The organism is Micromonospora sp. LOL_021, from assembly GCF_048060215.1.
Classification (GTDB): domain Bacteria; phylum Actinomycetota; class Actinomycetes; order Mycobacteriales; family Micromonosporaceae; genus Micromonospora_E.
The window spans coordinates 1-26,472 of record NZ_JBHMIN010000045.1 but is presented as its reverse complement, the minus strand read 5'-3'; the positions used below and the strand labels follow the sequence as shown (position 1 = coordinate 26,472).

Sequence of the window (26,472 nt, the reverse complement as noted above, 5' to 3'; positions counted from 1 at the left end):
CGGTTGTCCATCGCACGTCCGGCTCCGCCGCGAACCGGGTCTCAGGCCAACGCGGTGAGGACCTTCGCGTACGCCGCCGGCACGTGGTGCGGACCGCCGGGCAGCAGTACGTCGGAGGCCTCGACCGCCGGCCAGGCCTGTTCCGGCACCGCCGCCATCAGCTCCCGTACCAGCGGCGCGGCGCGCCACTGCGGCGACCCGGCGAGCATCCGCAACGCCACCAGGGACTCCTCGACCTCACCGACACACTCGAACGGCTTGTGCCCGTCGACGCCGAGCAGTTCCCGGTAGCCGGCCAGCTGGGCCGGGTCGGCGAGCAGGTCGACGCCGAAGATGCCGACCAGCCGGTCCCGCTCCATGAACGGTGCGAACGCCAGGAACACGAACCGGCACTTCGGGCACGCCCCGCACCAGCGTTCACTGCGGTCGCGCAGCTTGAACGCCGCGTTGCAGCTGGTCACCATCGGGTCGTAGCCGGTCGAGCGGGCGTACAGCTTGGCGATGTGCAGCTCGGACAGGGTGCGCAGCAGCGAGAAGTACGGCTCGGTCAGCCCGGCGTGGCCGTGCAGCGCGGCCCGCAGCATCCCTTCGGCCTCGACACCCTTGGACCACTGGTGGTTGATCTCGTGACCGTTCCAGATCAGGTTCGGATCCGAGGCCGAGCGTTCGTTGGACATCACCACCGGGCCGAGGCCGTGCAGCACCGTCGTACCGACCGCGATCAGCGAGTTGATCGCGGTGACCGGGATGTGCCCGTTGTACGCGCCGGCCGCGTTGAGCTCGAAGAGCCGCGGGTCCAACGCCCGGCGGGCGGCCAGCGCGGGCAGCCCGGACGCGGCGTTGACCGCGACGATGACTGGATTCGGGTTGACCGAGAACGGCACCGGGTCGAAGCCGGCCCGGCGCAGCGCCTCCAGGGTGACGATCGAGTCCTTGCCGCCGCCGACCGCCGACAACGGCCGCCGGTCGGCGGTGTCCACCGGCTCCGGCGGTGCCAGTTTCCCGTCCGGCACGGCCGGGGCGAGGTCGAGCACGTGCGGCAGGTCGTTGCGGTACGCGTACTCGGCCAGGCCCTTGGTGTAGACGGCGGTGACCAGCGCGATCGCCTCGGACCCCAGTGGCGCCGGCGCGACGAGCATCGGCGGGGCCGTCGTCTTGTAGTAGCTGACCCCGGCGACCAGGTGCAGCAGCTCCAGGACCCGGCGGAACGGTGACCCCGACCCGCTCGGCGGCGGTGCGCCGCCCTCGGGCATCGGGAAGGCGATCCGCTCTACGAAGGTCAGCTCCGCGCCGTCGTCGCCGGTGAGCGCGTAGCCCAGCTCGGCCACCCCGGTCACCGGGTCGAACTCCAGCGTAGGGAAGGTGAACGCAGTGTAACGTCGCAATTCGTCGCTTTCCACCCGTACCTCCTCCACAGCTCACCGACCAGACATACTAGTCCCAGCCCGAGCCGTTGGTCCGGTGCCGGCCCGTGGTTGGCCGGCGCTGCGGTCACCCCGGTGGGCCGGCGGTCGAGGGCCGGCACGGCTGTCAGCCAGGCCGCCGGGTCGGGGGCGTGCAGCAGGTCGGTGCCGCCGACCTTGTGCGGTTGGCAGCGGCCGGGCGCCGTCGTTCACCATCGGTCCCGCGCTGGCCGACGAACTGCTGCGCGGCGACCTGACCGACGGGGCGGTGGCCGAGCTCCTGTCCGCCGCAGCCCGCAGCGGCTGAACGTCAGCCGGCCGTACACCCGGCGACAGCCGGGTCGGACCGGCTCAATTTCGCGTCGGGTGCTATATAGGACGGCATGATTCGTGACCGGATGATCGCCTGTCTGTTGTTCGCCGTCGCCTTCGCCGGGCTGGTGATGCAGCGGATGTCCCCGTTCAGCGACCTCTCGTTGGCGGTGGAGGCGGTGGTCGCCGTCGCAGCCGTGACGAGCGGCCTGACCGGTGTGTGGCTGTGGGTACGCTCGTCGCGGGGACGCGCCGGCGGCACGGACGCGGAGGCGGAGTCAGACACGGGGGCGAGCGGCTCGGGCGACTGAGTCGGTCCGGGCGGGAGGCGGCGGTTCCGCCACGTTGTCAGGGTCTCCGGTTAGGTTCTCGGCATGAGCCGACACCACCGGATCGACTACATCGAGTTTCCTGCCCCCGACCTGGCCGTCGCGAAGGCGTTCTACGGCGAGGCCTTCGGCTGGCAGTTCACCGACTACGGTGACTCGTACGTCGGAATTCAGGGCGGGCCGGGTGAAGCTGAAGTCGGCGGGCTGAACCCGCAGGCCGAGCCAGCCACTGGCGGGCCGCTGGTGATCCTGTACAGCGACGACCTGGCGGCCACGGCTGCGGCCGTCGGCATTGCCGGGGGCACCGTGACCGCTGGTCCGTACGACTTTCCGGGCGGCCGGCGGTTCGAGTTCACCGACCCGGCCGGCAACCGGCTCGCCGTCTGGACCGAAACCCGCTGAGCACCGGCCCGGCGCCACAGGGCTGAGTGGGCGACGCAGTGTCAGGTCGAGCCGGGTCAGCCGCTACACCATGGCAGTTGCTCCTCATCCGGTCCCGGTGGGATGGTGCACCCATCGACGACCCAGGGAGCGTGGTGCCGCAGATGACCGCCGACGACCTGCTCACCCGGCACCGGGCCGTGATGCCCGCCTGGATGCCGCTCTACTACGCCGAACCCCTGGAGATCGTCGCCGGCTCCGGCCGCCGGGTCACCGGCGCCGATGGCCGCAGCTACCTGGACTTCTTCGGCGGCGTACTGACCAACATGATCGGCTACGACATCCCGGAGATCCGCGACGCGGTGCAGCGCCAACTCGCCACCGGCGTCGTGCACACCTCCACCCTCTACCTGATCCGCCACCAGGTCGAGCTGGCCGAACGGATCGCCGCGCTGTCCGGCATCGCCGACGCCCGGGTCTTCTTCACCAACTCCGGCACCGAAGCCAACGAGGCCGCGCTGCTGGCCGCCACCAACTACCGCCGGTCGCACCAGATCCTCGCGGTGCGCAACAGCTACCACGGCCGGTCGTACGCCACGATGGGCATCACCGGGCACCGCAGCTGGTCGGCCAGCGCCCTCAACCCGCTGCAGGTGAGCTGGCTGCACTCCGGTGACCGGCTGCGCGGCCTGCTGGCCCGGCTCGGCCCCGACGCCCAGCTCGACGCCGCTGTCGAGGACCTGCGCGAAGTCCTCGCCACCCAGACCGCCGGCGACGTCGCCTGCCTGATCGCCGAACCGATCCAGGGCGTCGGCGGCTTCGTGCACGGCCCCGACGGGCTGCTCGGCGAATGGAAGAAGGTCCTCGACGAGTCCGGCATCCTGCTGATCTCCGACGAGGTGCAGACCGGCTGGGGCCGCACCGGCGAACACTTCTGGGGCTACCAGGCGCACGGCGTCGTGCCGGACCTGCTCACCTTCGCCAAGGGCATCGGCAACGGCTTCGCCCTGGCCGGTGTCGTCGGCCGCGCCGACGTGCTCAACTGCGTACCGGCGATCTCGTTCTCCACCTTCGGCGGCAACCCGGTCAGCACCGCGGCCGGCGTCGCCGTCCTCGACTACCTGCGTGACCATGATCTGCAGGCCAACGCCGCCCGCACCGGCGAGCTGCTACGCACCGGGCTGGTCGAGGCGGCGGCGCGGCACCCGATCGTCGGCGAGGTGCGCGGCAAGGGCCTGATGCTGGCCGTCGAGTTCGTCCGCCCCGGCACCCGCGACCCGGACCCGGCCGCGACCACCGCCGTGTTCGAGGCCTGCCGCGCCGGCGGGCTGCTGGTCGGCAAGGGCGGGTTGTACGGCAACGTGCTGCGGATGGGGCCACCGTTGACGCTCACCGACGATGAGGCCCGGGAAGGGCTGGCCATCCTGGTCGACGCGATCGCGTCGGTCTCGGCGACTGTCGTGGCAGGTGCGGCGTGAACCGGATTCCGCACTTCGTCGACGGTGCCCGTACCACTGTGATCGAAGCCGGCGGCGACGGTCGCCACGGTGAGGTGTTCGACCCGGCGACCGGGCAGGTCGCCGCGACCGTCGGCTTCGCCTCGGCCGCGCAGGTCGACGCCGTCGTGCAGGTCGCGGCGCGGGCCGCCCGCGACTGGCGGGACGTGTCGCTGTCGCGGCGGGCCAGCGTGCTGTTCGCCTTCCGGGAGATCATCAACGCCCGGCGCGACGAACTCGCCGCCGTGATCACCGCCGAGCACGGCAAGGTCCTCGCCGACGCCGCCGGCGAGGTGCAACGCGGCCTGGAGGTCGTCGAGTACGCCTGCGGCATCCCCTCGCTGCTGACCGGCGGCTTCAGCGAGAACGTCTCCACCGAGGTCGACTCGTACAGTCTGCGTCAGCCGCTCGGCGTGGTCACGGTGATCTCGCCGTTCAACTTCCCGGCGATGGTGCCGCTGTGGTTCGTGCCGATCGCCGTCGCCTGCGGCAACGCCGTCGTGGTCAAACCGTCCGAGAAGGACCCGTCGGCGGCGGTGCTGCTCGCGCAGTGGTTCACCGAGGCCGGCCTGCCGCCCGGCGTCTGCAACGTGGTGCATGGCGACCGCGAGGCCGTCGACGCGCTGCTGGACCATCCGGGCGTACGGGCGGTGTCGTTCGTCGGCTCGACCCCGGTGGCCCGGCACGTCTACCAGCGGGGCACCGCCGCCGGCAAACGGGTCCAGGCCCTCGGCGGGGCGAAGAACCACATGGTGGTGCTGCCCGACGCCGACCTCGACCTAGCCGCCGACGCGGCGGTCAACGCCGGCTTCGGCTCGGCGGGGGAGCGGTGCATGGCGATCTCCGCCCTGGTGGCGGTGGAACCGGTCGGCGACGACCTGGTGGCCCGGATCGTCGAACGGCTCGGCAAGATCCGCACCGGCGACGGCCGCCGGCCCGGTTGCGACATGGGGCCGCTGATCACCGCCGCGCACCGCGACCGGGTCGCCGGCTACGTGGCCGCCGGTGCCGCCGACGGCGCGAAGATCGTCGTTGACGGCCGGGGCGTGCCGGTCGACGGCGACGCCGCCGGGTTCTGGCTCGGCCCGACCCTGCTGGACCAGGTGACGCCGCAGATGTCGGTCTACACCGACGAGATCTTCGGCCCGGTGCTGTCGGTGCTGCGGGTCGACTCGTACGACGCCGCGTTGGAGCTGGTCAACGCCAACCCCTACGGCAACGGTACGGCGATCTTCACCAACGATGGCGGTGCCGCCCGGCGCTTCCAGCACGAGGTGGAGGTCGGCATGGTCGGCATCAACGTGCCGATCCCGGTGCCGATGGCGTACTACTCGTTCGGCGGCTGGAAAGCGTCGCTGTTCGGCGACAGCCACGCCCACGGCCGCGACGGGGTGCACTTCTTCACCCGGGGCAAGGTGGTGACCAGCCGCTGGCTCGACCCCCGCCACGGTGGTGTCAACCTCGGCTTCCCCACCCAGACCTGACCGGCGAGACTGATGCAGGTCACGGCCGAGCAGTTCGTGACGTGGACAGAAGAGCAGTGCGCGGGTATCGAGATCGTGGATGGGATGGTCCAGGTGAGTCCGCGCGCCTCCAAGCGACACAACCGCCTTGTCAGGCTTTTGACTGCGCGAGCAGCCGCTGCGTGAGGGCGCCAGCCCGGCCACGACCATGCAGTTGCGGGCCGGGCTCACCGCGGTGACAATCGGGGCGGGGTACGGACTTGTCCCGTTCTTCGGTTTGGGTACGCACCGAGAGCGCGCCAGCCGCTCGCTCGACGTGATCTGGCCGGGTCGGCCGATCGCCGACCACGGACCGGCGATGGCGCGGCCACGTTGGCGCTCGCCGCGAGGGGTTCGTCGTGACGGCCGTGAGCGTGGACCTCTCGCGGAGCTGTTTTCACTGTTCAGATGCTGTTCGACTGTGGACTATCGCGGTTTTTGGGCGGTCGTGGAGCCCGCTGTTGGCGGACCTTTCGCGGACCGGTGGTTCCGCCGCAGGTCAGCAGGGGTAGGATTTGGACCCTGTCGCAGCTCTCTCGGGAGCTGCCCTTCATTGAGGCGGTAAGGCCCCGGGGGTCACCGGGACATGATGTCCAGTCGCAGCTCTCTCGGGAGCTGCCCTTCATTGAGGCGTCATCGGAAATCGCTGCACCGACGGATTGAATCGGTCGCAGCTCTCTCGGGAGCTGCCCTTCATTGAGGCAAAGAGAGACGCCCCTCATGTACCGTACCTATCGGTCGCAGCTCTCTCGGGAGCTGCCCTTCATTGAGGCGCTGGGAGGGTCAACGAGCTGGTCGAGCGCAGAAGTCGCAGCTCTCTCGGGAGCTGCCCTTCATTGAGGCATGTCCGGCTCAGCTGGGCTGGCCACCGGTGATCGTCGCAGCTCTCTCGGGAGCTGTCCTTCATTGAGGCCTACCGTCGTCGCTGCCGTGGCGGGTCGCGGCGCGTCGCAGCTCTCTCGGGAGCTGCCCTTCATTGAGGCTGTTCGCCCGCGAGACGTTCAACCGGCGACGACAGCTCAGTCGCAGCTCTCTCGGGAGCTGCCCTTCATTGAGGCACAGTGACTGAAACGCCCGATGATGGCGCGCTATGGGTCGCAGCTCTCTCGCGAGCTGCCCTTCGTTGAGGCGTGGTCAGTTGTCGGTTCCATCTGAGTCGAGTCGGGCTTCGTCGCAGCTCTCTCGGGAGCTGCCCTTCATTGAGGCCAGGTGCGCGCGGCTGTGCGCTACTCCCGTCGCCTCCAGTCGCAGCTGTAGGGAGCTGTTCTTCGTTGAGGTGCAAGCAGGACGGTGTCGCCCGGCTCCCGTAGGGAGCCGGGCGACACCGTGGTTGGTTGGGTCAGTGGGAGAGAGTGCCGGTTTGTAGGGCGGTGGTGAAGGTGCCCCACTGGGCAGTGCTGAACGTCAGGGTGGGACCGGTGCGGTCCTTGCTGTCGCGTACCTCGGCGCGGCCGTCGTGCCGGCGGGCTTCGACGCACTCGCCGCCGTTGCCGGCGCTACGGCTGGACGTGAACCAGGGGGTGTCGGGCTTCATCGCAGGTGCTCCTCGATCGGGACCGACTGCTCGCGAACCAGTCGGAAGACTCGACGGTACTCCGCCAGCTCTTCGGGACGCTCCAGGTAACGAGCGCCCATTTGGGATTCGACGTAGACCACGTCTGGGTCGTCGGGCTCGGCGAAGTCCAGGACGGTGAAAGCACCAGCGAACGCGGCGTGGGCACCGGCGGACCAGGGGAGGACTCGGATCTCCACCCGGACCCGTCGACCGACGTTGGCCAGGTGGGCGCGTTGCTCGGCCATCACCGCCGGCCCGCCGACCTCACGGGCGAGGGCGCCCTCACCGAGGACAGCGACGATCCGGGCCGGCTCGGCTCGGTCGTAGTAGGAGATCTGCCGATCCAGCCGCAGCGACACCAGCCGCTCGATCTGCTGCTCGGACGCCTGTGGATCGGCGGCGCGGAACACCGCCCGCATGTAGTCCGGGGTCTGCAAGAGACCGTGGACCAACTCCGGGTTGTAGTTGTGGATCTCGGTGGCGGCGGCTTCGAGCCCAACGTACAGCTGAAACCAGTCCGGTACGGCGTCGCCGTGTGACTCCCACCAGCCGTGCTCGTCGCTGGCCCCGGCGAGCCGGGTCAACGCGTCCGTCATCTCCGGGTCCGCTCCGTAGAACCAGCACAGCCCCCGCACCGTGTTCATCTTGACCGGAAACTTGCCGTTCTCGATCCGCCACAACGTCGTACGCGAGCAGACCTTGGCCCGCTCCACCTCCTGCTCGGTGCGGGCTGCCTCCTCCCGCAGCCGGCGCAGTCGCCGCCCCAGCTGACGGCGCACCACAGTCGGTCCGGTGACCGGCATCGCTTCACCTTCCTCTCATTCGACACCACCACCCATGCCGGTGTTTCAAAATGAAACACCGGGCCGGGTCGATCGCCGAAATCGCACGTCAGAGCCGTGGCTGATCGGCGTCCACGATCGAGTCTGCCGTACGTGGGCGGAAAATGTGGTCCGCCACCAGGAGGAAATCGACACGGGTTCGCAAAGAAAGTTGATCAACGTTGAGCGGCAGTCGCCGAGGCGGCCGATCATCCGCACCGCTCAACTGAGTCTGCCGGTGAGCTGACGTGACACCCGTTGATCAGCTTCCGGCCGGTGCCGGGCGGCGGCGATACACCGACGTTCGGATGATTGCCGATGCGATCACCGCTTCGCCACGATGGGTGCCGACTTCTCACGTTAGGCGGGTCGTTGGTCTTTTCGCTCTCGCAGATGCCGACTGGTCAGGTGGTGTGGATCAAGCACCTCCGCGTGAGCGACTGGGAACAGCGAATATTGGCATCGGCGGATGCTCCGGCGGTCGTCGTTTACCGTACCGCCGGGTCGTCGAGCCAGCAGGCGACGGTCGCCGCCGTCCTCGACGAGATGGAGACGACCGCTGGCCAGCTGTTCCCCACCTGGCTGCCCGGGGCCGAAGGGATCACAACGGTGGCCGGTGCCGCGCCGGTCGCCGTACGCAGGCTCGCCGTCGCCCACGCCGCCGCCACCGGCCAGTCCGGCCCGTTCCTCGCCGACCTGGCGGCCGCCGCCCTGACCGGGTCGACGGCACACACCCGCCGGCATCCGCCCGAGGTGCGGGCGCGCGGGCTGGCCCGGGTCATCGCGGCCAGCTTCGGCCGACCGGCGTGCGCGGTGGTGCTGCGGCCGCCCGATCACCTCGACGAGGCGGCAACGCTGGCGCTGGCCCAGGCAGCACAGTGGCTGGTCGACCACGGCCGGCTGACCGTGTGGATCGACAGCGATTCGCCGTACGGCATCGAGAGCCGGCCGCGTGCGACGCAGCCGCCGCGAGCGACGGAGCCTCCGCCGGTGGTCCGCCCACGTCGTGAGCCGCGCGGCAGCGCGCGACGGACGCCGAGTGTCATCGGCAAGCCGCATCCGACCAGCCGCGCCGAAGTGGTGCTCGAAGCCGCCCTGGCCCGCCGGACCTGGGCCGCCGGCCGCGCCTGGAACCACACCGTTCGGCCCGGACCGCTGGTCAACCCCGTCCGGGTCGACCTGCTGTGGAAACGGGAACGGTGCGTCGTCGAGATTGACGGAGACGACCATCGTACGCCGGCCAAGTTCACCGAGGACCGGCACCGCGACGTGATGCTTCAGCTCAACGGGTACGCCGTACTCCGCTTCACCAATACGCAGGTGCTCGACGACATCGACAACGTGCTCGTACTCCTGCAACAGTTCCTCGCCAACCGTCGACGACCCGCGAAAGGCCCCTGACATGTCGGACGAGAAGTTGACCATGGTCGAGACGTCGGCGTTGCTGATCCTCCTGGCCGAGGCAGGCCCGGTGCCCAACGCCAGCCTCACCAATGATCATCGCTGCGAGTTGAAGAAACCCTCCCGGGAAAAGCTGGAACGGCTGAAACTGATCGAAGTCGGCGGTACGCCGCGCCGGCTCATCCTGACGTTGAGCGAAGCGGGTTGGCGGCGCTGCCACACCGAGCTTGCCGCCGGATCGCCGCCACCCGGATCGGGTGCCATCGGCGGCGCGCTCTACGCCGTACTCCGGCGATTGGACCGTTTCCTGACCGCGCAGCGGCTCAGCCTCGGCGACTTCGTGACCGCCTCGAACGCGCCCGTCGCCAACGACCTACCGGCCGTGCCCGACGCGCCGACAGCCGCCGAGCCGGCGGCGGATGAGGCGGCCGTCGAGGAGCGGGTGCGGGCGGCGTACCACAAACTCGCCCGCCAGGCCGGCGACCTGGTCGACCTTGCCGACCTGCGCGACCTGGTCGACGACCTCGACCGGGCCGACGTCGACGCGGCCCTGCGCCGGCTGCACCGCCGACCCGGCATCACCCTCGTGCCGGAAGCCAACCAGAAGGCCCTCGACCCACGGACCCACGCGGCCGCCGTCGTGGTCGGCGACCAGCCCAAGCACATGATCACCATGGCGGCGTCATGACCGAAGCGGCGCTGAAAGCACTCACCCATCTGCAGTTCAGCTACACGCCGACCATGAACGACGTCTGGCGGCGGGCGGCGTCCCACGTCGACGGGCTGCACACCGACGTGCTCCGGACCATCCTCGACGGCCTGGCACTGGCGAAGAAGAACCCGGACACCAGCCCCATCGGCGTCGCCGTGCAGGGCCAACGCGGCGCGGGCAAGACGCATCTGCTCAGCCGGGTCCGCGAGTTGACCCAGCTCGACGGCGGATACTTCTTCCTGATCAACCTGCTCGACGCCAACGCCTTCTGGCACAGCGTCGCCGTGTCCATGGTCGACGGCCTGCACCAGCCGGTGGACGACGACGGCACCACCCAGTTGCAGATGTTCCTGCACCGGCTCGTCGTCGGCCTCGAACTGTCCGTGGTGACCCGGATGGCGGTGACCGGCCGGGCCCCGATGACCGTGGACCGGCTGAACGAGTTCGTCGCCGCCCTGAGCTGGTCGAACCGCCGGATCGGGATCGGCTGCCGGGACACCGCCCGCGCGTTGGCCCTGCTCGCCGGCATCGACCCCCGCGCGCAGGACGTCGCCAACTCGTGGCTGCTCGCCAGCGACGAGGCCGAGCCCGGTGAACGCCTCGCCTGGGGCATCCGGCCGGCCCGGCGGCTGCCGCAGGAGATCGTCTCCGACATGTCGCGCCTGCTGGCGCTGACCGGACCGTCGGTCATCGGGGTCGACCAGGTCGACGGCCTGATCGCGCAGGTAGCCAACCGTAGCCACGTCTCCGAGCAGCCCAGCACCGGGGCGGAGGAGGACGGCTGGCGGGCGGCGGTCTCGATCGACCAGGTCGCCAGCGGCCTGATGGAGCTGCGGGAGCTGACCCAACGGACGCTGACCGTACTGTCGCTGCTGCCTGTCTCCTGGGCGTTGATCAAGAGCAACGCGGTCGACACCGCGCAGGACCGGTTCCGGGAAACCGCCCCGCTCGAATCGATCCCCGATGCCGACCTCGGCCGGACCCTGGTCGAGCGTCGGCTCGCGGCGCACTACGCCGAAGTCGGGTTCGTGCCGCCGTACCCGAGCTGGCCGGTGCGGCCAGAAGCGTTCGCCGACGCCGCCGACTTCACCCCGCGCCAGCTGCTGATCAACGTCGAACGGCACATCCGCGCCTGCGTCCGCGACGGCCAGGTCACCGAGATGACCACGCTCACCACGCTCACCACGGCCGCCGCCGAGAAGCCGACCGCCGAGGCGACGCCGACGCCGACGTCGACGACACGGACCCGGACACCGGCCGCTGACGGCTCGTCGTTGGGCACGCTTGATCAGCGGTACGCCGAACTGCGCGCTGCGGCCCAGGTAGCCGGGCTGCTCGACCCGGCCAACGAGGACACCCAGGTGCCGCAGCTGCTCGCCGCCGGGCTGCGCGCGTGGACCTGGAAAGCGCGGACACGGACTTCGACCAGGACACGATCCCGGCCCGCCGGCCAGCCCTGCACGCCCGGCTGCGCCGCACCCTCGACGACACGACCGGCGACGAGGCGCACTGGGCGTTCCGGGCCATCGCCGCGCAGCACTACAACGCCGAGCTGGCCCGGCTGCGCAACGCCTGCGTGGCCGCCGGGCTGTCCCACGGTGTCGCCGATCGGCGACTGTTCATCCTGCGCAACGACGAGTGGCCGCAAACTCCTGCCGTGCGCAAGGCGGCGGACGATTTCGTCGCCGCCGGTGGGCGGACGCTGCCGGTCACCGACGCCGACCTGCGGAGCCTGGTCGCGCTGCACGCGTTGCTCGCCGAGGAACCGGACGGACTGCAGGCCTGGCTGGCCGACCGGCGTCCCGCCTCGCGTACCGCGTTGTTGTCGACCGCGCTCGCCGACGCCGCCCGCGATCCGGCCGCACCCGACGGACCCGGCCGCGAGTCGGCCGCCGTCGACGGCCCCGGCCCGTACCTGCGGGTCGGCACCGAGTTCGACAACGGCGATCCGGTACGGGTGGAACTGGCCGCGTTGCGCAAGCACGTCGCCATCTTCGCCGGCTCCGGATCCGGCAAGACCGTCCTGATCAGACGACTGGTCGAGGAGTGCGCGCTGCTCGGCGTGTCCGCGATCGTCCTCGACCCCAACAACGACCTCGCCCGCCTCGGCGACCCGTGGCCGGAGCCGCCGGCCGCGTGGGGTGACGGCGACGCGCGGGCCGCCGCCGACTACCTGGATGCGACCGATGTCGTGGTGTGGACGCCAGGTCGGGAGGGCGGCCGGCCGTTGACGTTCCAGCCGCTGCCCGACTTTTCCGGCGTACGCGATGATCCCGACGAGTTCACCCAGGCGGTGGACAGCGCCGTCGATGCGTTGGCCCCACGCGCCAAGGTGGCCGCCACCACCGCCAAGGCGATGCGCGGGCAGGCCGTCCTGCGGCAGGCGTTGCGCCACTACGGCCGGCACAGCGACACGGCGACCCTGGCCGGCCTGATCGCCCTGCTCCGGGACCTGCCCGACGGGGTGAGCGAGCTGACCGGAGCGGCATCGATCGCCGCCGACCTGGCCGAAAACCTGGAAGCGGCGCGGATCAACGACCCGATGTTCGGCGGTACGGGCGAGTCCGCCGACCCGGGCACGCTGCTGACCCCGGCACCAGGTAAACGCGCCCGCGTCTCGGTGATCAGCTTCGTCGGACTACCGGGGGAGGAGAAACGGCAGGGCTTCGTCAACCAGCTTCAGCTGGCCCTCTTCGGTTGGATCAAGCGCAACCCGGCCGGGGACCGGCCGCTGGGCGGGCTGCTGGTGATGGACGAGGCGCAGACCCTTGCACCGTCCGGCCCGATCACGCCCTGCACCCGCAGTACGCTGATGCTCGCCTCCCAGGCCCGCAAGTACGGGCTCGGCCTGGTCTTCGCCACCCAGGCGCCGAAGGGTCTGCACAGTCAGATCCCCGGTAACGCGGCGACGCAGTTCTTCGGGCTGCTCAACGCGCCGGTGCACATCGAGGCGGCCCGCGAGATGGCCCGGTTCAAGGGCGGCGACGTGCCGGACATCTCCCGGCTGACCAGCGGACAGTTCTACGTCGCGGTTGAAGGCCAACCGTTCCGCAAGGCCCGTACGCCGCTCTGCCTCACCCACCACCCGGCCAGCCCACTCACCGCCGAAGACGTCCTCACCCGCGCCCAGCCGCGAAATGTCGCCATCGGACGATAGGGTGACGCCCGCCGAGTAATCCCCTATCGGCGCTTCAGCACATCCGTCCTCGGTAAGTGCTGCCCCGCGCCGAAGCAAATGCGAAAGGAATTCTGAGTGCGTTCGTTGGATCTTGATGTGTTGCTGGCCGCCGGGTCGCCCGGTGGGTCGAGCTGTCTGACGTCGACGACCACGTTGGAGCCGGCTGGTGGCCGGCACACGTCGGTCGCGCCGGCCAAGTTCGCCCCCGAGCGTGGAAAGGGGTCGGTGTACGCGTACGAGCAGCGGTTCCTTGGCGACGAGAGCCGCTACGCGGCGATTATCGACAGCAAACAATCTCAGCTCAACCGGGCCGAGCAGGCCCTCGCTCAGGCCATCGAGGACAGACGCCCGCTGCTGTCGCGGGTGCCGCACGTGCAGGTCACCTACGAGCGGGACGGCGCGGTCGAGCGCTACTACGACCTGACGCTGCCGCACCGGGTCTTCGACGGTCACATCCGCGCCGGCACCATCGACGGGGTGCCGACCACGCAGACTCCCGAGTACCGGGCGGTGCGGGACGCGAGTCCGGCGAACGCGCGGGCGCTGCTGGAGACCAGCCCGGTGACGCTGGTCTTCGGCGGCTGGGATTCGAGCCGACGGAGCAGGCAGGGCCGCTGGCGCAGCGCCCTGGTCGGGGAGATCGTCGGCTTCGTCGCGGCGAGCCGGGACGTGACCGGCGCCCTGATGGAACCCAAGCCCGGTCGGCGGGGCGGGGCGCGGGTCGACCCGGTCGGCATGCAGATCAACCTCGACAAGAAGACGATGACCGAGACAGCGAACCGGCAGCAGGCCGAGTTGAGCCCAGTCACGCATAGCAAGATCCTCAAGGCAGCTGGTGCGATCAAGGCCGGCACCGGGGAGTCGGCGTCCGCGCTCGGCCTCGGCGGCATCCCGCCGACGTTGGACCAGCTGGCCGGCGTCGCCTGCGACACCATCATCCGTACGCACGTGTTGTCCTTCGCGACGCTGCGGCAGATGCGCTTCGGGGCCGGCGTCGACGGCGACGCCGCCTGCCGGGCGCTGCTGGCCGCGTTGGCGCTCAACGCCCTCGCCCGGTCCGACGCCGAGTTGTGCCTGCGGGCCAACTGCGACCTGGTCGAAGCCGAGCAGCCGAAGGTCCGGCTCGACCAGCGCGGCGGGTCGTTCACCGATGTTGAGCCGCTGAGCATCGACGCGGCCGACCTGCTGCTCGGCGAAGCCCTCGCACACGCCGAGAAGGTCGCCGACGTGACCTGGTCGGGCCTGGCGATGCGGGTCACCGGCAACCCGGACATCGTCTCCGGCGCGCTCGAAACGGGTGACGGCGAGTGAGCTTCGCGATCGTCGCCGAGCCGGTCCTCGGCGTCTACAAGGGGCACGTCGGCAGCGGCGAACTCGACCCGCTGCCGTCGCCGGCCCGGCTGCACGCCGCCCTGCTCTGCGCGGCCGCCCAAGGGGTGCGGGCGGTCCCCGACGGCGACAGCCTGCAGCCTTGCGACACCGACCGGGAGGCGCTGCGCTGGCTCGAAGCAAACCCGCCGGATGGCATCGCCGTGCCGCAGACGCTGCCCAACGGCGGCGCCGCGACGGCGTACCGGCAGGAGGGCCTGATCGTCAAGGAAGGCCGCGGTCCGCTGGCGGACAAGCTGGTCGGCAAGCCGGCGGTAACCGGTGTCGCGGCGACCGGACGGTACGCGTGGACGTGGGAGCAGCCGCCGCCGGAGCCGGTGGCCGCCGCGCTCGCCGCGCTCTGCCCCGAGGTGCCCTACCTCGGCACGACCGAGTCGCCGGTACGCCTCGTCGTCGCCGAGGCCGAACCGACGCACCGCCTCGACCCCGACGCCGACCTGTTCACCGGCGACGGGCTCGACCTCGCGGTAGCCGTCGCCGGCCGGTCCGACGCCCTCGAAGCGGCGCACCGGGAGACGAACGCCGTGCCACCGCTGAAATCCGATGCGCACCGCTCCAGCGAGAAGACCGTCGCCCCGCCGATCGTGACCGCCGGCGTCGAACTCGGCCGGTACACCCGGCCGGAGCCGCCGCCACCGGAGGCGCCGTGGACGTCGGTGCTGCTGTTCGGCATCGAACGGCCGGTCCCGCCGCAGCTGCGGGTGCGGTACGCGGTCGCCGTACACCGGGCGTTGATCTCGCTCGTCGGCGACGGCGCGCCCGCGATCCTCACCGGCGTGTACCCCGACGACGCGCTGCAGCGGCCGGCGAACCGGTGCGCGATCCAGTTCGTCGGCCCGGACGCGCCGCACGTCGGCGGCAGCGCGCTGGCGTTGCTGCTGCCCCGCGACGCCGACGACATCGATCTGACCCTGATCCGGATGGCCGCGCACCACCTGCGGCTCGTCAAGGTCGGCACCGGCCCGTTCGCCGTCAAGCCGCCGGTCGAGGTCGCGGCCGACGAGTTCTGGCCGGAGCCGGCCGCCGGCACCCAGCGGTGGTGGCAGACCGACCCGGTCGCCGTACCCGACAGCCGGCCTCCGCGCGTCCGCGTCCGCGAGTGGTCCCTCGCCGACGCAGCGGCGTTGTCGGTCGCTTTGGTGTGGCGCGACGAGTTCGAGAAGGTGCCGGAGCGGGGCGAGGCCCGCTACCAGGCGTTGGCGCGGGCGGCGTCCGCGCGCGGGGTCCGGGTCGAATCAGCGGTACGGGTGATGGACGGCGACGTCAGCCGGTACGTCCACAAGGTCCACAGTGACACGATCATCCAGCCGTACCGGGCAGTGCTGCACCTCGGCGACCTGACCGGCCCTCGGACGATCGCCGCGATCGGGCAGAGCCGGCACCTCGGCGGCGGCCTGCTCGTGCCCCGGGACCTGCCGGAAGCCATCGCCCGCCGGCTGGCCCGGTGAGCGTCGACCGCGCCGACTTCGGCGCCTTCTTCGCCGCCGTCCGAGGCGGGCAGCAGCCGTTCCGCTGGCAGGAGCGGCTCCTCGACCACCTCCTACGTACCGGCCGCTGGCCGGACCAGTTGGTAGCACCGACCGGGGCGGGCAAGACCAGCGTCATCGACGTGCACGTGTTCGCGGTGGCGCTGATGGCCGCCGGCCACCCCGTACGGGTACCGCGCCGGCTCGCCCTCGTCGTCGACCGCCGGGCACTCGTCGACGACCAGCACGCACACGCGACGGCGATCGCCGGGCTGCTGGCGGCCGCCCGTGGCGACAGCCGGACCGTGCTGGCCCGGGTCGCCGCCGCGCTTGACTCGCTGCGGACCGGGCAGGTCGATCCGACCGCGAGTCCGCTGTCGGTGGCGTTGCTGCGCGGCGGTGCGCCACCGTCGCGGTCCTGGCTGGACGAGCCGACCGGCGCGGCGGTGCTCTGCGCCACCCCGGACATGTGGGGGTCGCGGCTGCTGCTCGCCGGCTACGGGTCGCGGGTACAGGCCCGGCCGCGCGAAGCCGGGCTGCTCGCCTACGACACCGTTGCCGTCGTCGACGAGGCGCACCTGTCCCGGCAGCTGGTGACGACGGCCCGGCGGGTCGCCGAGCTGGCCGTCGTCGCCGACGAGCCGCTCGGCGTACCGGTGCTGCAGGTCGTCGAGACCACCGCCACACCGCACGCCGACGCCGGGGTGGCCGTCGGCGTCGAACCCGACGACCTGGCCGTGGACGCGCCGCTGCGGCAGCGGCTGACCGCACCGAAACCGGTCGCCCTGCTGCCGGTCCCGACCTGGCCGATCCCGCGCAGCGGCCCGGCCTTCAAGGCGGGCGTCGCGGCGCTCGCCGACGAGGCCGTACGGCTGCATGAGGCGCACCGCGCGACGGTCGGCTGTTTCGTCAACAGTGTCGCGGTGGCCGCCGCCGTCGCCGGGGAGCTGCGCGCGCGTGACCTCAACGTCGAGTTGATCTGTGGGCGGCTGCGGCCGTACGACGTGGACCGGTTGCGGCCGCCGGCGTCGACGCTGCTGAGCCTCGGCGGCGATCCGACGGTCGATGTCCTGGTCAGTACGCAGAGCCTCGAAGTCGGGGTCGATTTAGATCTATCTGCGGTGGTGACGGAGCTGGCACCCGGTGGGGCGCTCGCCCAGCGGGCGGGCCGGGTCAACCGGCTCGGCCTCCGTTCAGCTACGCAGGTCAGCGTGCTGGTGCCGGCCGACGAGCTGCCCGACGCGGCCCAGTCCGGGCCGTACCGCCGGGACGACCTTGCGGCGGCCCTCACCTGGCTGGCCGGTCGGGCCGTCGATCCAGCCGGCCTGGCCCCGTGGGCGCTGCGCGACCCCCGGCCGCCGGCCCCGGCGCTGCGGCGCGACCTGCTGCAACGGCTGGAGCTGGCCCAGGCCTGGCAGCTGGCCCGGACCAGCGACGACCTCGCCGCCGCGCAGGACGACCTCGACCTGTGGCTCTCCGACGACCTTGACGCAGCCGACCACGAGTTCGGCATCGTCGTGCGGCGGGCGCTGCCAGCCGACACCGCCGACGCCGTACGGCTGATCGAAGCCCTGCCGCCCCGCCCGCACGAGGTCTTCCCGGTGTCGATCCGGAAGTCGACGGAGATCCGTAAGCGGCTCGACGACCTTGCGACGGCAGCTGTCAAGGCACGCCTGGACCCGCCGCCCACGCCGATACTGGTCCGGCCGGGTGAGTCACCGCCGCGCCCGCTGACCACCGACGACCGGATCCGCCCCGGTGACATGCTCGTCCTCGACGACACCACCCCGCTGTTCACCTCCAAAGTCGTCGACCCCGACGGCACCGAACAGGTCGACGACGTGCTCGACGGCATCGCCGACCCGAAACCCGGCGAGGTGGTGCTCCGGATCGAACGAGACACCGCCGCGCACTGCCGGTTCCTCGACGCCGTCGCCGCCACCATCGTCGACCAGCACGACCAGGAGGCCCCGGGTGTCGCCGGACCGGATCCGGCGGAGGTCGCCCAGCTGCTCCGGGTGCACCGCGACGAGCTGACGCCGCGTCCGATGGTGGTCGCGGCGGCCGCCCTGCTCGACCGGCCGACCGAGGATCGGGCCGGAGCCGAGGTGATCCCGCACTGGCAGGAATCCGACGACGGCAAGCCGCAACTCGCCCGGCTGATCGTCGTCGACCTGCGGAAGGCGACCGTCGACGACGAGTTGCGCCAGACCTGGACTCCGCGCCGCCGCCGGGTGCCGCTTCGCCAGCACGCCGACGCGGTGGCCGGCCGCGCCGAAACGGTCGCCGTCCGGCTCGGCCTTCCCGTCGAGCTGGTGCAGGTGCTGCGCCTCGCCGGCCTGCACCATGATGACGGCAAGACCGACAAACGGTTCCAGCAGTCGCTGTGCGACGGGGATCCACCGCCCGATCCACTGGCCAAGAGTGGAGTACGGGACGCGCGGACGATCCGGCGGCTGCGGCAGAAGTCCGGGCTGCCGACCGGGTGGCGCCACGAGCAGCTGTCGGCACGCCTGGCCTGGTCGACGCTGTCCACCCAGGACTCCACCGTCCAGGACGATGACCATCGGGAGCTGATCGTCCGGCTGGTCGGCACCAGCCACGGGCACGGCCGGCACGGCTTCCCGCACACCGCTGGGCAGCTCGTCGGCGCTGTCGACGACACCGCCGTCGACCTGTTCGACGAAGGCCGGTGGGACGAACTGATCGAACGCACCCATCGCCGGTGGGGGGTGTGGGGCTGCGCCTACCTGGAAGCGCTGCTCCGCGCCGCCGACGGGCAGGTTTCCGCGGAGGGCTCATGACCGACTTCGTGCTACCGCACGCCGACCCGTACACGATGCTGTCGCACATGACGCTCTACGGGCTCGCCGCCATCGTCGAAGAAGCCGGGCTCGACGATGTCCGACTCTCCTGGACACCCGGCATGAACCGCCGCCCGGTGCTCAGCGCCCCACAGGCCACCCCGGAGACGATCGGCGAGATCGTCCGCCGGCACGCCGCCCGCCACGACGACCCGGACGCCTGGCCCAGCCGGCAGCTGCGCGACGGCGAGCATCGGGCGCTGATGAGCCCTCGGATCAGCGTCATCACCACCGGCGACGGCTGGCGATCACTGCAGGACCGGCGGCACGCTGTGCTCGACCAGCTCACGCAGGCGCGGGCGCTGCTCGACCTGCGGCTGATCGCCGCACTCGGCGAACCGGCCTACTGGAGCCGCAACGGCAAAGGCGACCGACTCCAGGACGACGGCGCGAGTCGGCTGGAGATGCAGCCCCGCAACCAGGGGTCCGAGTTCGTCGGCAACCGGCTGCGGCCCCTCGCGGCGGCCGTCGCCGCCCGTACCGCCGAAGAGGTCGCCGACGGACTGGTCGGCCGCCGGGCCCGCGACGAGATCGCCAAGGACAAACCCGACAGCCGTACGCCGACCGGCTTCGCCGCCCCCGGCCCGACTGACAACGCACTCGCCTGGTGCGCGCTCTGGGGCATCTCGCAGTTCCCGATCGCCCAGCGGGTCAACGCCACCGCCACCACCACCGGCCACCTCGGCCGGGCCACCGGCGGCTGGTACTGCGTACCCGTGTGGACCGGGCGGTGGCGCACGGCCCGGCACCGGACGATCCTCGCCAGCGGGCAGCTGGCCCGGTTCGCGGCCGCCGGACTGGTGCCCAAAGCACTCGGGAAGCCGTCGGACAGCGAACCGGTCGACGGTGAGCCCGCCCGACAATGGTTGGTAGCCCGGGGCGTCACCGCCGTCATCCGCTTCCCGGTGCAGCGGTTCGGCAGCGACAGCGCCCCCGAACGCCGTGCCATGCGCGGCGAGCTGCTCAAGACCGACAAGCCACTCGTCGCGAGACGATGACGATGACGACGCCGGAACTGCTTCCGATCAGCCTGGTGGCGCACCAGGCCTTCTGCCCACGCCGGGCCTGGCTGGAAGCAGCCGGCGAGTCGACCGACACCCAGCAGGTGCAGGTCGGCGTCCAGGCCCACACCCCGGCCGACGACCCGACCGAGTCGCGGTCCCGGCGCTACCGGGCCGTCGACGTGGTCAGCCACGACCTCGGCGTGTACGGGCGCTGCGACACCGTCGAACTCGACGACGACGCGGCGATGACCGTCGTCGAACACAAGGCCACCCCGGTGCGCCGCCGGCCGGAAGTCACCGAACCGATGCGGATCCAGGTCGCCCTCCAGGCTCGGGCGCTGGCCGACATGGGCTACCCGGTCGCCGGGCAGGCGGTCTACTTCACCAACCACCGGGTACGGGTCGACATCACCCTGTCGCCAGCGGATGTCGCGGCCGCCCGGGAGATGGTGGCGGCAACCGTGCGTACGCTCGACGCCGAGCAGGCCCCGCCACCGCTGGAGAACGACCGGCGCTGCTCCCGCTGCTCACACATCAGCGTCTGCCTGCCCGACGAACGACCGCTCGCGCCGGTGACCCGCCGGATCGTCGTCGCCGACCCGGACACCCAGGTGCTGCACCTGACCACGCCGGGGTCGCGGGCCTACGTCGAGCGTGGCCGGATCGAGGTCAGCAAGAGCGGTGAAAAGCTTGGGTCGTTTCCGATCGAACGCGTGCAGGGCCTGGTGGTGCACGGCAACGTCGACCTGTCCAGTGGCCTGATCCGGGAGGTGCTGTGGCGCAGCCTGTCGGTGGTGTGGTGCACCAGCACCGGCCGGGTCACCGGCTGGGCCAGGCCGGCACAGGGACCCAACGGCGGTCCGCGACTGTTGCAGCACGTCGCATCCCACAACGGGCGCATCGACCTGGCCCGACAGTTCGTCACCGCGAAGATCGCCAACCAGGCGACCCTGCTGCGCCGGCTCGGCGACACCCCGGACACGGTGACCCGGCTGCGTGAGCTGCAACGGCAAGCCCTCGACGCACCGTCGTTGACGGACCTGTTCGGCATCGAAGGCGAGGCCGCCGCCGGTTACTTCGCCCAGTTCCTGACCATGTTCCGACCGAAGGTCGTCGACATCGAAGGGCTGACCTTCTCCGTACGGACCCGACGCCCGGCCCGCGACCCGATCAACGCCGCGTTGAACCTCTGCTACGGGCTGTTGACCGCCGACGCGCTACGGGCCGTCGTCGCCTGCGGGCTCGACCCGCACGCCGGGTTCCTGCACAGCTCCGGCCGCAACAAGCCAGCGCTCGCCCTCGATCTGGTCGAGGAGTTCCGGGCGGTGGTCGCCGACTCGGTCGTCATCACCGCGTTCAACAACGGCGAGATCCGCGCCCGCGACTTCACCACCGTGCTCGGCACCACCCGGATCAGCGACCGTGGCCGCAAGGCGCTCATCGCCGGCTACGAACGCCGAGTCACCAGTACCTTCCGGCATCCGATCTTCGGCTACGAGGTGAGCTGGCGGCGCGCGATGGAGATCCAGGCGCGTCTGGTGCTCGGCGTGATCGACGGGACGCAGCCCCGCTACGAGGGGATCAAGATCCGATGAGCCTGGACGACGTACGGCGCTACTTGATCGCGTACGACGTCTCCGACGACGTCCGCCGCACGCGGGTGGCGAAGAAGCTCGAATCGTACGGCGATCGCGTCCAGTACAGCGTGTTCGTCGTGGATGCCCGTCCGGCGAAGATCCTGCGGCTGCGGGCCGCGCTCACCGACATGATCAACCAGGGTACGGATTCCATCCTGTTCTGCGACCTGGGTACGCTGCGAGAGCGCGCCAGCCGATCCCTCGACGTGATCGGCCAGGGCCGCCCGATCACCGGCCATGGTCCGGCGATCTTGTAGTCCCGTCGTCCGCCCTACCGCTGCCCTCCGCGAGGGGTCCGTCGTGACGGCCGTGAGCGCGGACCTCTCGCGGAGCTGTTTTCCCTGCTCATAGACCGTTCGATAGTGGACTATCGTGCCTCTCGGGTGGTCCTGGAGCCCTCTGTCGGCGGACCTCTCGCGGGCCGGTGGTTCCGCCGCAGGTCAGGAGGGGTAAGATTTGGACCCTGTCGCAGCTCTCTCGGGAGCTGCCCTTCATTGAGGCGGTAGGCCGCCGCGTGCGGGTCATGGTGGTTCGGGTCGCAGCTCTCTCGGGAGCTGCCCTTCATTGAGGCGCGGTCGGCTACTGGTCAGCGGAAACCGACGGCACGTCGCAGCTCTCTCGGGAGCTGCCCTTCATTGAGGCACGCCGCAGCCGGAGGGCGCGGTATCAGCGCGGTGGTCGCAGCTCTCTCGGGAGCTGCCCTTCATTGAGGCGCGCTCAAGTACATCCGGCGGTAGTCGGTGTCCGGGTCGCAGCTCTCTCGGGAGCTGCCCTTCATTGAGGCGGGAGCGCGGGAAGTGGCGCATGAGTGAAATGGAAGAGTCGCAGCTCTCTCGGGAGCTGCCCTTCATTGAGGCCCGTTCAGCGCGGCCTCGTGCATCCACCGCCAGTGCCCCGTCGCAGCTCTCTCGGGAGCTGCCCTTCATTGAGGCAGCTCGTCTCCGAATATGATCCGGTTGCCGCGCCGGTAGTCGCAGCTCTCTCGGGAGCTGCCCTTCATTGAGGCTGGGCTGCATGTCTGGGGGCGGGGTGACCTGCTGGTCGCAGCTCTCTCGGGAGCTGCCCTTCATTGAGGCGACGCGATGGTCTGCGGGGACCGGTTGCGGGCTTTCAGGTCGCAGCTCTCTCGGGAGCTGCCCTTCATTGAGGCTTGCTCTTCCGACAACTCACCTTGCTCAAAAGCAAGTCGCAGCTCTCTCGGGAGCTGCCCTTCATTGAGGCGCCGGCGTCAGCACCTGCCGCCGCTCACCCTCCGCTGGTCGCAGCTCTCTCGGGAGCTGCCCTTCATTGAGGCGAATATGCGACCAGAGACAAGCTGGCCAAAGACGTTGCTCGCGGTCGCAGCTCTCTCGGGAGCTGCCCTTCATTGAGGCGACGCTGGCTGCCACAGCTGTTCGCGGAGGCGGGCGGCGTGTCGCAGCTCTCTCGGGAGCTGCCCTTCATTGAGGCGCTAGCCAGTTGGCCATTACCACCGCGTCGTACTCGGTCGTAGCTCTTTCGGGAGCTGCCCTTCATTCAGGCGAGACGTGGCGCACGGGTCATATCGGGATAGCCGTGTTGCAGCTCTTTCGGGAGCTGACCTTCATTGAGAATTTGGTGTCCGACGTGGCGGGCTCGGCCGTCTTCGCGGTCGCAGCTTGCGGTAGCTGTCCGTCGTTGAAGTGCAGACAGGCGGGGGGTCACCTCGGGGTACCCGAGGTGACCCCCACCGTCGCGGGTGTCGGGGTTGGGATGCTCCTATCGATGTCAAGCGGCCAGTTCAAGATCATTTGATGTGATGATCTGGTAGAGCTCACGGGCGACGTAGCGCTTGAGACACCGGATGATCTCTTTCTTGGACAGGCCGTCCTTGGTACGCCGGTCGGCGTAGGCGCGGGTGCGGGTGCGGGGGTCCCAGCGCAGCCGGCAGAGCACGACCCGCCAGAGGGCGGCGTTGGCGTGCCGGTCGCCGCCGCGGTTGAGACGGTGGCGGGTGGTCTTGCCTGATGAGGCGGGGATCGGGGCGACGCCGCAGAGCATGGCGATCGCCGCTTCGGAGGCCAGCCGGTCGTGGTTCTCGCCCGTGGTGACCAGCAGTTGCCCGGCGACCTCGGTGCCCACACCGTTGGCGGCGACCAGGGCGGGGTTGATCGCGGCGACCAGCGGCTCCAGCAGTTCGTCGAGATCGGCGATCTCGACCGACAGTTGCTGGTGGCGGCGCGCGAGGGATTGCAGGGCGAGGCTGGTGGCGGTAGCTGGGCTGGCGACGTCGGCCCGGTCGGGTCGCAGGTTGGCGCAGGCGGCGATCAGCTCCTTGACGGCCAGGCCGCGCAGGCTGGCCCGCAGCTGGTCGGGGGCGGTGACGATCAGGGCCTTGATCTGGCGCTGGACGTCGGCGCGCTGGTCGACGGCGCTGCGACGGGCCACGCGTAGGTTACGCAGTGCCTCGACGCGGCCGTCGCGGTGCTTGGGGGTGCCGGTCCGTTCACCGGCCAGGGCCGTCTTGGCGGCCTGGATGGCGTCGATCGGGTCGGACTTGCCCTGAAACCGGCGGGTCTTGCGGTTGGGGCGGTCGACCTCGATGACGTCGACGCCTTCCTCGCGCAACAGGTGGGTCAGGCCCGCGCCGTAGGCGCCGGTGCCCTCGATTCCGACTCGCAGCAGCTGTCCGAACCCGCGCATCCAGGCCAGCAGGGCGGCGTAGCCGGTGGCCGTGGCGGGGAACTGCTGGGTACCCAGCACCCGTCCGACCAGGTCGATCACGGCCGCGGTGTGGGTGTCCTGATGGGTGTCCACCCCGCCGGCGACGTCGAAGATCGCGGCGTGGTCAGGTGTAATGGAGGGCATCGTCGTCCTGTCGTTCGTGACTGGGGCAGGGCGGCGCGCACCAGCTGGGCGACGCGGACAAGACAGAGATGGGGCCTCTGGCCAGGCTCCTATGAGGTCACAACGCCACGTCCGGTGCGTGCGCGAGCACCTCCCGACCGAGGTCGACAGATCCCGATGAGGACCCGAGGTCAGTCAGTGGTTGGGTCAGACCTCGGCGGGAGGTACTCTTCTCCATCATCTCTGTCAGTGGGGGAGAGCGCCGGTTTGCAGGGCGGTGGTGAAGGTGCCCCACTGGGCGGTGCTGAAGGTCAGGGTGGGGCCGGTGCGGTCCTTGCTGTCGCGTACTTCAGCGCGGCCGGCGTGCCGGCGGGCCTCGACGCACTGACCGCCGTTGCCGGCGCTGCGGCTGGAGGTGAACCAGAGGGTGTCGGGCTTCATCGTAGGTACTCCTCGATCGGGATCGACTGGTCGCGGATCAGCCGGAAAACTCGACGGTACTCCGCCAACTCCTCCGGACGCTCCATGTAGCGAGCGCCCATATGGGACTCGACGTAGACCACGTCCGGGTCGTCGGGGTCGGCGAAGTCCAGCACAGTGAAAGCGCCTGCGAACGCGGCGTGGGCACCAGCGGCCCCGGGCAGGACGCGCACTTCCACCCGTACCCGTCGACCCACGCTGGCCAGGTGGGCGCGTTGCTCGGCCATCACCGCCGGGCCGCCGACCTCGCGAGTCATTGCACCCTCTCCGAGGATCGCGACGATCCGGGCCGGCTCGGCCCGGTCGTAATAGGAGATTTGCCGATCCAGCCGCAGCGACACCAGCCGCTCGATCTGCTGCTCGGGCACCCTCGGGTCGGCGGCCCGGAACACCGCCCGCATGTAGTCCGGCGTCTGCAACAGACCGTGGATCAACTCTGGATCATAAAGCTGGATCTCGGTGGCGGCGGCTTCGAGGCCGATGTACAAGCGGAACCAGTCCGGTACGGCGTCGCCGTGCGACTCCCACCAGCCCTGCTCGTCGCACGCGGCGGCGAGCCGGGTCAGCGCGTCCGTCGTCTCCGGGTCTGCTCCGTAGAACCAGCAGAGGCCGCGTACGGTGTTCATCTTGACCGGGAACTTGCCGTTCTCGATGCGCCACAACGTCGTACGCGAACAGACTTTCGCCCGCTCCACCTCCTGCTCGGTGCGGGAAGCCTCCTCGCGTAGTCGGCGCAGCCGCCGCCCCAGCTGGCGGCGCACCACAGTCGGTCCGGTCACCGGCATCGCTTCACCTTCCTCTCATCCGACACACTCACCATCCGCGCCAATGTTTCAAAATGAAACACCTGGCTGGGCCGGACCGCCGGATCGTCACATCACAGTGGAGATCGACCCCGGCGTACGCGATCGATTTTGCCTTATCCGGGAGGGAAACGTGGGCCGCGACAATGGTGAATTTGGCGGAGGTCGTGATGGGATGGACGAGTCAGACGGCTGCCGTGTGCTGCGGCAGGTCGGGTGTCGCAGGCCGTGGCCAGGAGGGCACACGTAGGCTGCGTTCAGCAGTCGCAGCTCCTCCTGGAGCTGCCCTTCATTGAGGCGTCGGCAGCAGGCCGGCGTTGGCGTGTAGGGCCAACGGAAGGCTGCAAGATGGATCTTCATGAAGACTTGTCGGCGGACTGCCTGTTCTGCCGGCGTGATGATGAGCAGGTCAACCGCATCTCGCACGAGAACTCGACCTGCTTCGCCCGGCTGGACAACTTCCCGGCGGTGAAGGGGCACACCGAGATCGTGCCGAAGCGCCATGTGGAGTCGTTCTTCGACCTGACCCCGCAGGAGGTGCGGGACGCGTACGAACTGATCTTGGTAGTGCGCGACGATCTGGCCGCGCGGCTGCGGCCGGATGGGTACACGATCGGGGTCAACGAAGGTCGCGCGGCCGGGCGCAGCATCGACCACCTGCACATCCATGTGATTCCGCGCAGGTTCGGCGACGTCGAGGACCCGGCCGGCGGCATCCGACAGATATTGCCGAACTGCGATCCGCAGACGTGGGCGGCCGCGACGGCGGAAGCGCTCGGCCGGCCCGGTCCGTTGCTGCGCTGAGCGGCGCGCGTGCATGCCTTGTCTGGATCAGACATGGGCCAATCCGTCGTCGCCGAGCAGGATGCAGAGTGAGCTGATCTCAGCAACGCAAAAGGTTTGATTGGTGCGACACGGGCGAATCCGGTGAAGC

General features: G+C 70.4%; 22 protein-coding genes and 2 CRISPR repeat arrays. Of the genes, 16 read left to right on the top strand and 6 right to left on the bottom strand.

The window, feature by feature from the left end; genetic code table 11:
* Positions 1-41 precede the first annotated feature (41 nt).
* Positions 42-1,400 (bottom strand): hypothetical protein, encoded by a 1,359-nt coding sequence (locus ACFHWT_RS24045; RefSeq protein ID WP_416596958.1) that lies wholly within the window; start codon positions 1,398-1,400, stop codon positions 42-44.
* Positions 1,401-1,801: 401 nt separating this feature from the next.
* Here ACFHWT_RS24045 and ACFHWT_RS24040 point away from each other — a divergent pair, with 401 nt between their 5' ends.
* The 4 genes from ACFHWT_RS24040 (at position 1,802) to ACFHWT_RS24025 (ending at position 5,405) form a co-directional block, all read left to right on the top strand.
* A complete protein-coding gene (locus tag ACFHWT_RS24040; RefSeq protein ID WP_416596957.1) occupies positions 1,802-2,026 on the top strand; it encodes a hypothetical protein in 225 nt (74 codons plus the stop codon).
* 63 nt (positions 2,027-2,089) lie between these two features.
* Positions 2,090-2,446 carry a VOC family protein gene (locus tag ACFHWT_RS24035; protein ID WP_416596956.1) on the top strand — a complete coding sequence of 119 codons (357 nt, stop codon included), beginning with the start codon at positions 2,090-2,092 and terminating at the stop codon, positions 2,444-2,446.
* A 143-nt stretch (positions 2,447-2,589) separates the two neighbouring features.
* Positions 2,590-3,903 carry an aspartate aminotransferase family protein gene (locus ACFHWT_RS24030; RefSeq protein WP_416596955.1) on the top strand — a complete coding sequence of 438 codons (1,314 nt, stop codon included), beginning with the start codon at positions 2,590-2,592 and terminating at the stop codon, positions 3,901-3,903.
* Entirely contained in the window at positions 3,900-5,405 is a 1,506-nt protein-coding gene (locus tag ACFHWT_RS24025; RefSeq protein WP_416596954.1) for a CoA-acylating methylmalonate-semialdehyde dehydrogenase, read from the top strand. The genes ACFHWT_RS24030 and ACFHWT_RS24025 overlap by 4 nt, the downstream gene beginning before the upstream one ends.
* Before the next feature lie 542 nt (positions 5,406-5,947).
* Positions 5,948-6,629: direct repeats of the CRISPR family, unit length 36 nt; unit sequence GTCGCAGCTCTCTCGGGAGCTGCCCTTCATTGAGGC.
* A 133-nt stretch (positions 6,630-6,762) separates the two neighbouring features.
* Here ACFHWT_RS24025 and ACFHWT_RS24020 read toward each other — a convergent pair.
* Together ACFHWT_RS24020 and ACFHWT_RS24015 are read right to left on the bottom strand one after the other, a co-directional pair.
* Positions 6,763-6,957, bottom strand: coding sequence for a DUF397 domain-containing protein (locus tag ACFHWT_RS24020; protein ID WP_416596953.1), 195 nt, complete (start codon positions 6,955-6,957; stop codon positions 6,763-6,765).
* Positions 6,954-7,781 (bottom strand): DUF5753 domain-containing protein, encoded by an 828-nt coding sequence (locus ACFHWT_RS24015; protein WP_416596952.1) that lies wholly within the window; start codon positions 7,779-7,781, stop codon positions 6,954-6,956. Before ACFHWT_RS24015 ends, ACFHWT_RS24020 begins: the two co-directional genes overlap by 4 nt.
* Here ACFHWT_RS24015 and ACFHWT_RS24010 point away from each other — a divergent pair.
* The 11 genes from ACFHWT_RS24010 (at position 7,771) to cas2 (ending at position 21,707) form a co-directional block, all read left to right on the top strand.
* A complete protein-coding gene (locus ACFHWT_RS24010) occupies positions 7,771-8,046 on the top strand; it encodes a hypothetical protein (protein WP_416596951.1) in 276 nt (91 codons plus the stop codon). The genes ACFHWT_RS24015 and ACFHWT_RS24010 overlap by 11 nt on opposite strands.
* A 146-nt stretch (positions 8,047-8,192) precedes the next feature.
* Positions 8,193-9,200: an endonuclease domain-containing protein gene (locus ACFHWT_RS24005; protein WP_416596950.1), complete on the top strand. Its 1,008-nt coding sequence runs from the start codon at positions 8,193-8,195 to the stop codon at positions 9,198-9,200.
* A 1-nt stretch (position 9,201) separates the two neighbouring features.
* Positions 9,202-9,888, top strand: coding sequence for a hypothetical protein (locus ACFHWT_RS24000; RefSeq protein ID WP_416596949.1), 687 nt, complete (start codon positions 9,202-9,204; stop codon positions 9,886-9,888).
* Positions 9,885-11,939 carry a hypothetical protein gene (locus ACFHWT_RS23995; RefSeq protein WP_416596948.1) on the top strand — a complete coding sequence of 685 codons (2,055 nt, stop codon included), beginning with the start codon at positions 9,885-9,887 and terminating at the stop codon, positions 11,937-11,939. Before ACFHWT_RS24000 ends, ACFHWT_RS23995 begins: the two co-directional genes overlap by 4 nt.
* Positions 11,870-13,069, top strand: a complete 1,200-nt coding sequence (locus tag ACFHWT_RS23990; protein WP_416596978.1) for an ATP-binding protein — start codon at positions 11,870-11,872, stop codon at positions 13,067-13,069. The genes ACFHWT_RS23995 and ACFHWT_RS23990 overlap by 70 nt, the downstream gene beginning before the upstream one ends.
* A gap of 96 nt (positions 13,070-13,165) precedes the next feature.
* Complete coding sequence (cas7u, locus tag ACFHWT_RS23985) at positions 13,166-14,401, top strand: type I-U CRISPR-associated RAMP protein Csb1/Cas7u (RefSeq protein WP_416596947.1); 1,236 nt, start codon at positions 13,166-13,168, stop codon at positions 14,399-14,401.
* A complete protein-coding gene (gene csb2, locus ACFHWT_RS23980; RefSeq protein ID WP_416596946.1) occupies positions 14,398-15,927 on the top strand; it encodes a type I-U CRISPR-associated protein Csb2 in 1,530 nt (509 codons plus the stop codon). The genes cas7u and csb2 overlap by 4 nt, the downstream gene beginning before the upstream one ends.
* The gene (gene cas3u, locus ACFHWT_RS23975; RefSeq protein ID WP_416596945.1) at positions 15,924-18,749 is read left to right on the top strand and encodes a type I-U CRISPR-associated helicase/endonuclease Cas3; all 2,826 of its coding nucleotides are present in this window, start codon (positions 15,924-15,926) and stop codon (positions 18,747-18,749) included. The genes csb2 and cas3u overlap by 4 nt, the downstream gene beginning before the upstream one ends.
* Positions 18,746-19,807 (top strand): hypothetical protein, encoded by a 1,062-nt coding sequence (locus tag ACFHWT_RS23970; RefSeq protein WP_416596944.1) that lies wholly within the window; start codon positions 18,746-18,748, stop codon positions 19,805-19,807. Before cas3u ends, ACFHWT_RS23970 begins: the two co-directional genes overlap by 4 nt.
* A 2-nt stretch (positions 19,808-19,809) precedes the next feature.
* Positions 19,810-21,408: a CRISPR-associated endonuclease Cas1 gene (gene cas1, locus ACFHWT_RS23965; RefSeq protein ID WP_416596943.1), complete on the top strand. Its 1,599-nt coding sequence runs from the start codon at positions 19,810-19,812 to the stop codon at positions 21,406-21,408.
* The gene (gene cas2 / locus ACFHWT_RS23960; protein WP_416596942.1) at positions 21,405-21,707 is read left to right on the top strand and encodes a CRISPR-associated endonuclease Cas2; all 303 of its coding nucleotides are present in this window, start codon (positions 21,405-21,407) and stop codon (positions 21,705-21,707) included. The genes cas1 and cas2 overlap by 4 nt, the downstream gene beginning before the upstream one ends.
* A gap of 208 nt (positions 21,708-21,915) precedes the next feature.
* A CRISPR array of direct repeats spans positions 21,916-23,042; the repeat unit is 36 nt; unit sequence GTCGCAGCTCTCTCGGGAGCTGCCCTTCATTGAGGC.
* A gap of 154 nt (positions 23,043-23,196) precedes the next feature.
* Here cas2 and ACFHWT_RS23955 read toward each other — a convergent pair.
* From ACFHWT_RS23955 to ACFHWT_RS23945, 3 genes are all read right to left on the bottom strand, one after another.
* The gene (locus tag ACFHWT_RS23955) at positions 23,197-24,276 is read right to left on the bottom strand and encodes an IS110 family transposase (protein WP_416596941.1); all 1,080 of its coding nucleotides are present in this window, start codon (positions 24,274-24,276) and stop codon (positions 23,197-23,199) included.
* Positions 24,277-24,501: 225 nt separating this feature from the next.
* On the bottom strand, positions 24,502-24,696 hold the full coding sequence (locus ACFHWT_RS23950) for a DUF397 domain-containing protein (RefSeq protein ID WP_416596940.1): 195 nt from the start codon (positions 24,694-24,696) through the stop codon (positions 24,502-24,504).
* Positions 24,693-25,514, bottom strand: coding sequence for a DUF5753 domain-containing protein (locus ACFHWT_RS23945; protein WP_416596939.1), 822 nt, complete (start codon positions 25,512-25,514; stop codon positions 24,693-24,695). The genes ACFHWT_RS23950 and ACFHWT_RS23945 overlap by 4 nt, the downstream gene beginning before the upstream one ends.
* A 240-nt stretch (positions 25,515-25,754) precedes the next feature.
* On the opposite strand from ACFHWT_RS23945, the gene ACFHWT_RS23940 reads away from it, so the two are divergent.
* Complete coding sequence (locus ACFHWT_RS23940; protein WP_416596938.1) at positions 25,755-26,342, top strand: HIT family protein; 588 nt, start codon at positions 25,755-25,757, stop codon at positions 26,340-26,342.
* Positions 26,343-26,472 lie beyond the last annotated feature (130 nt).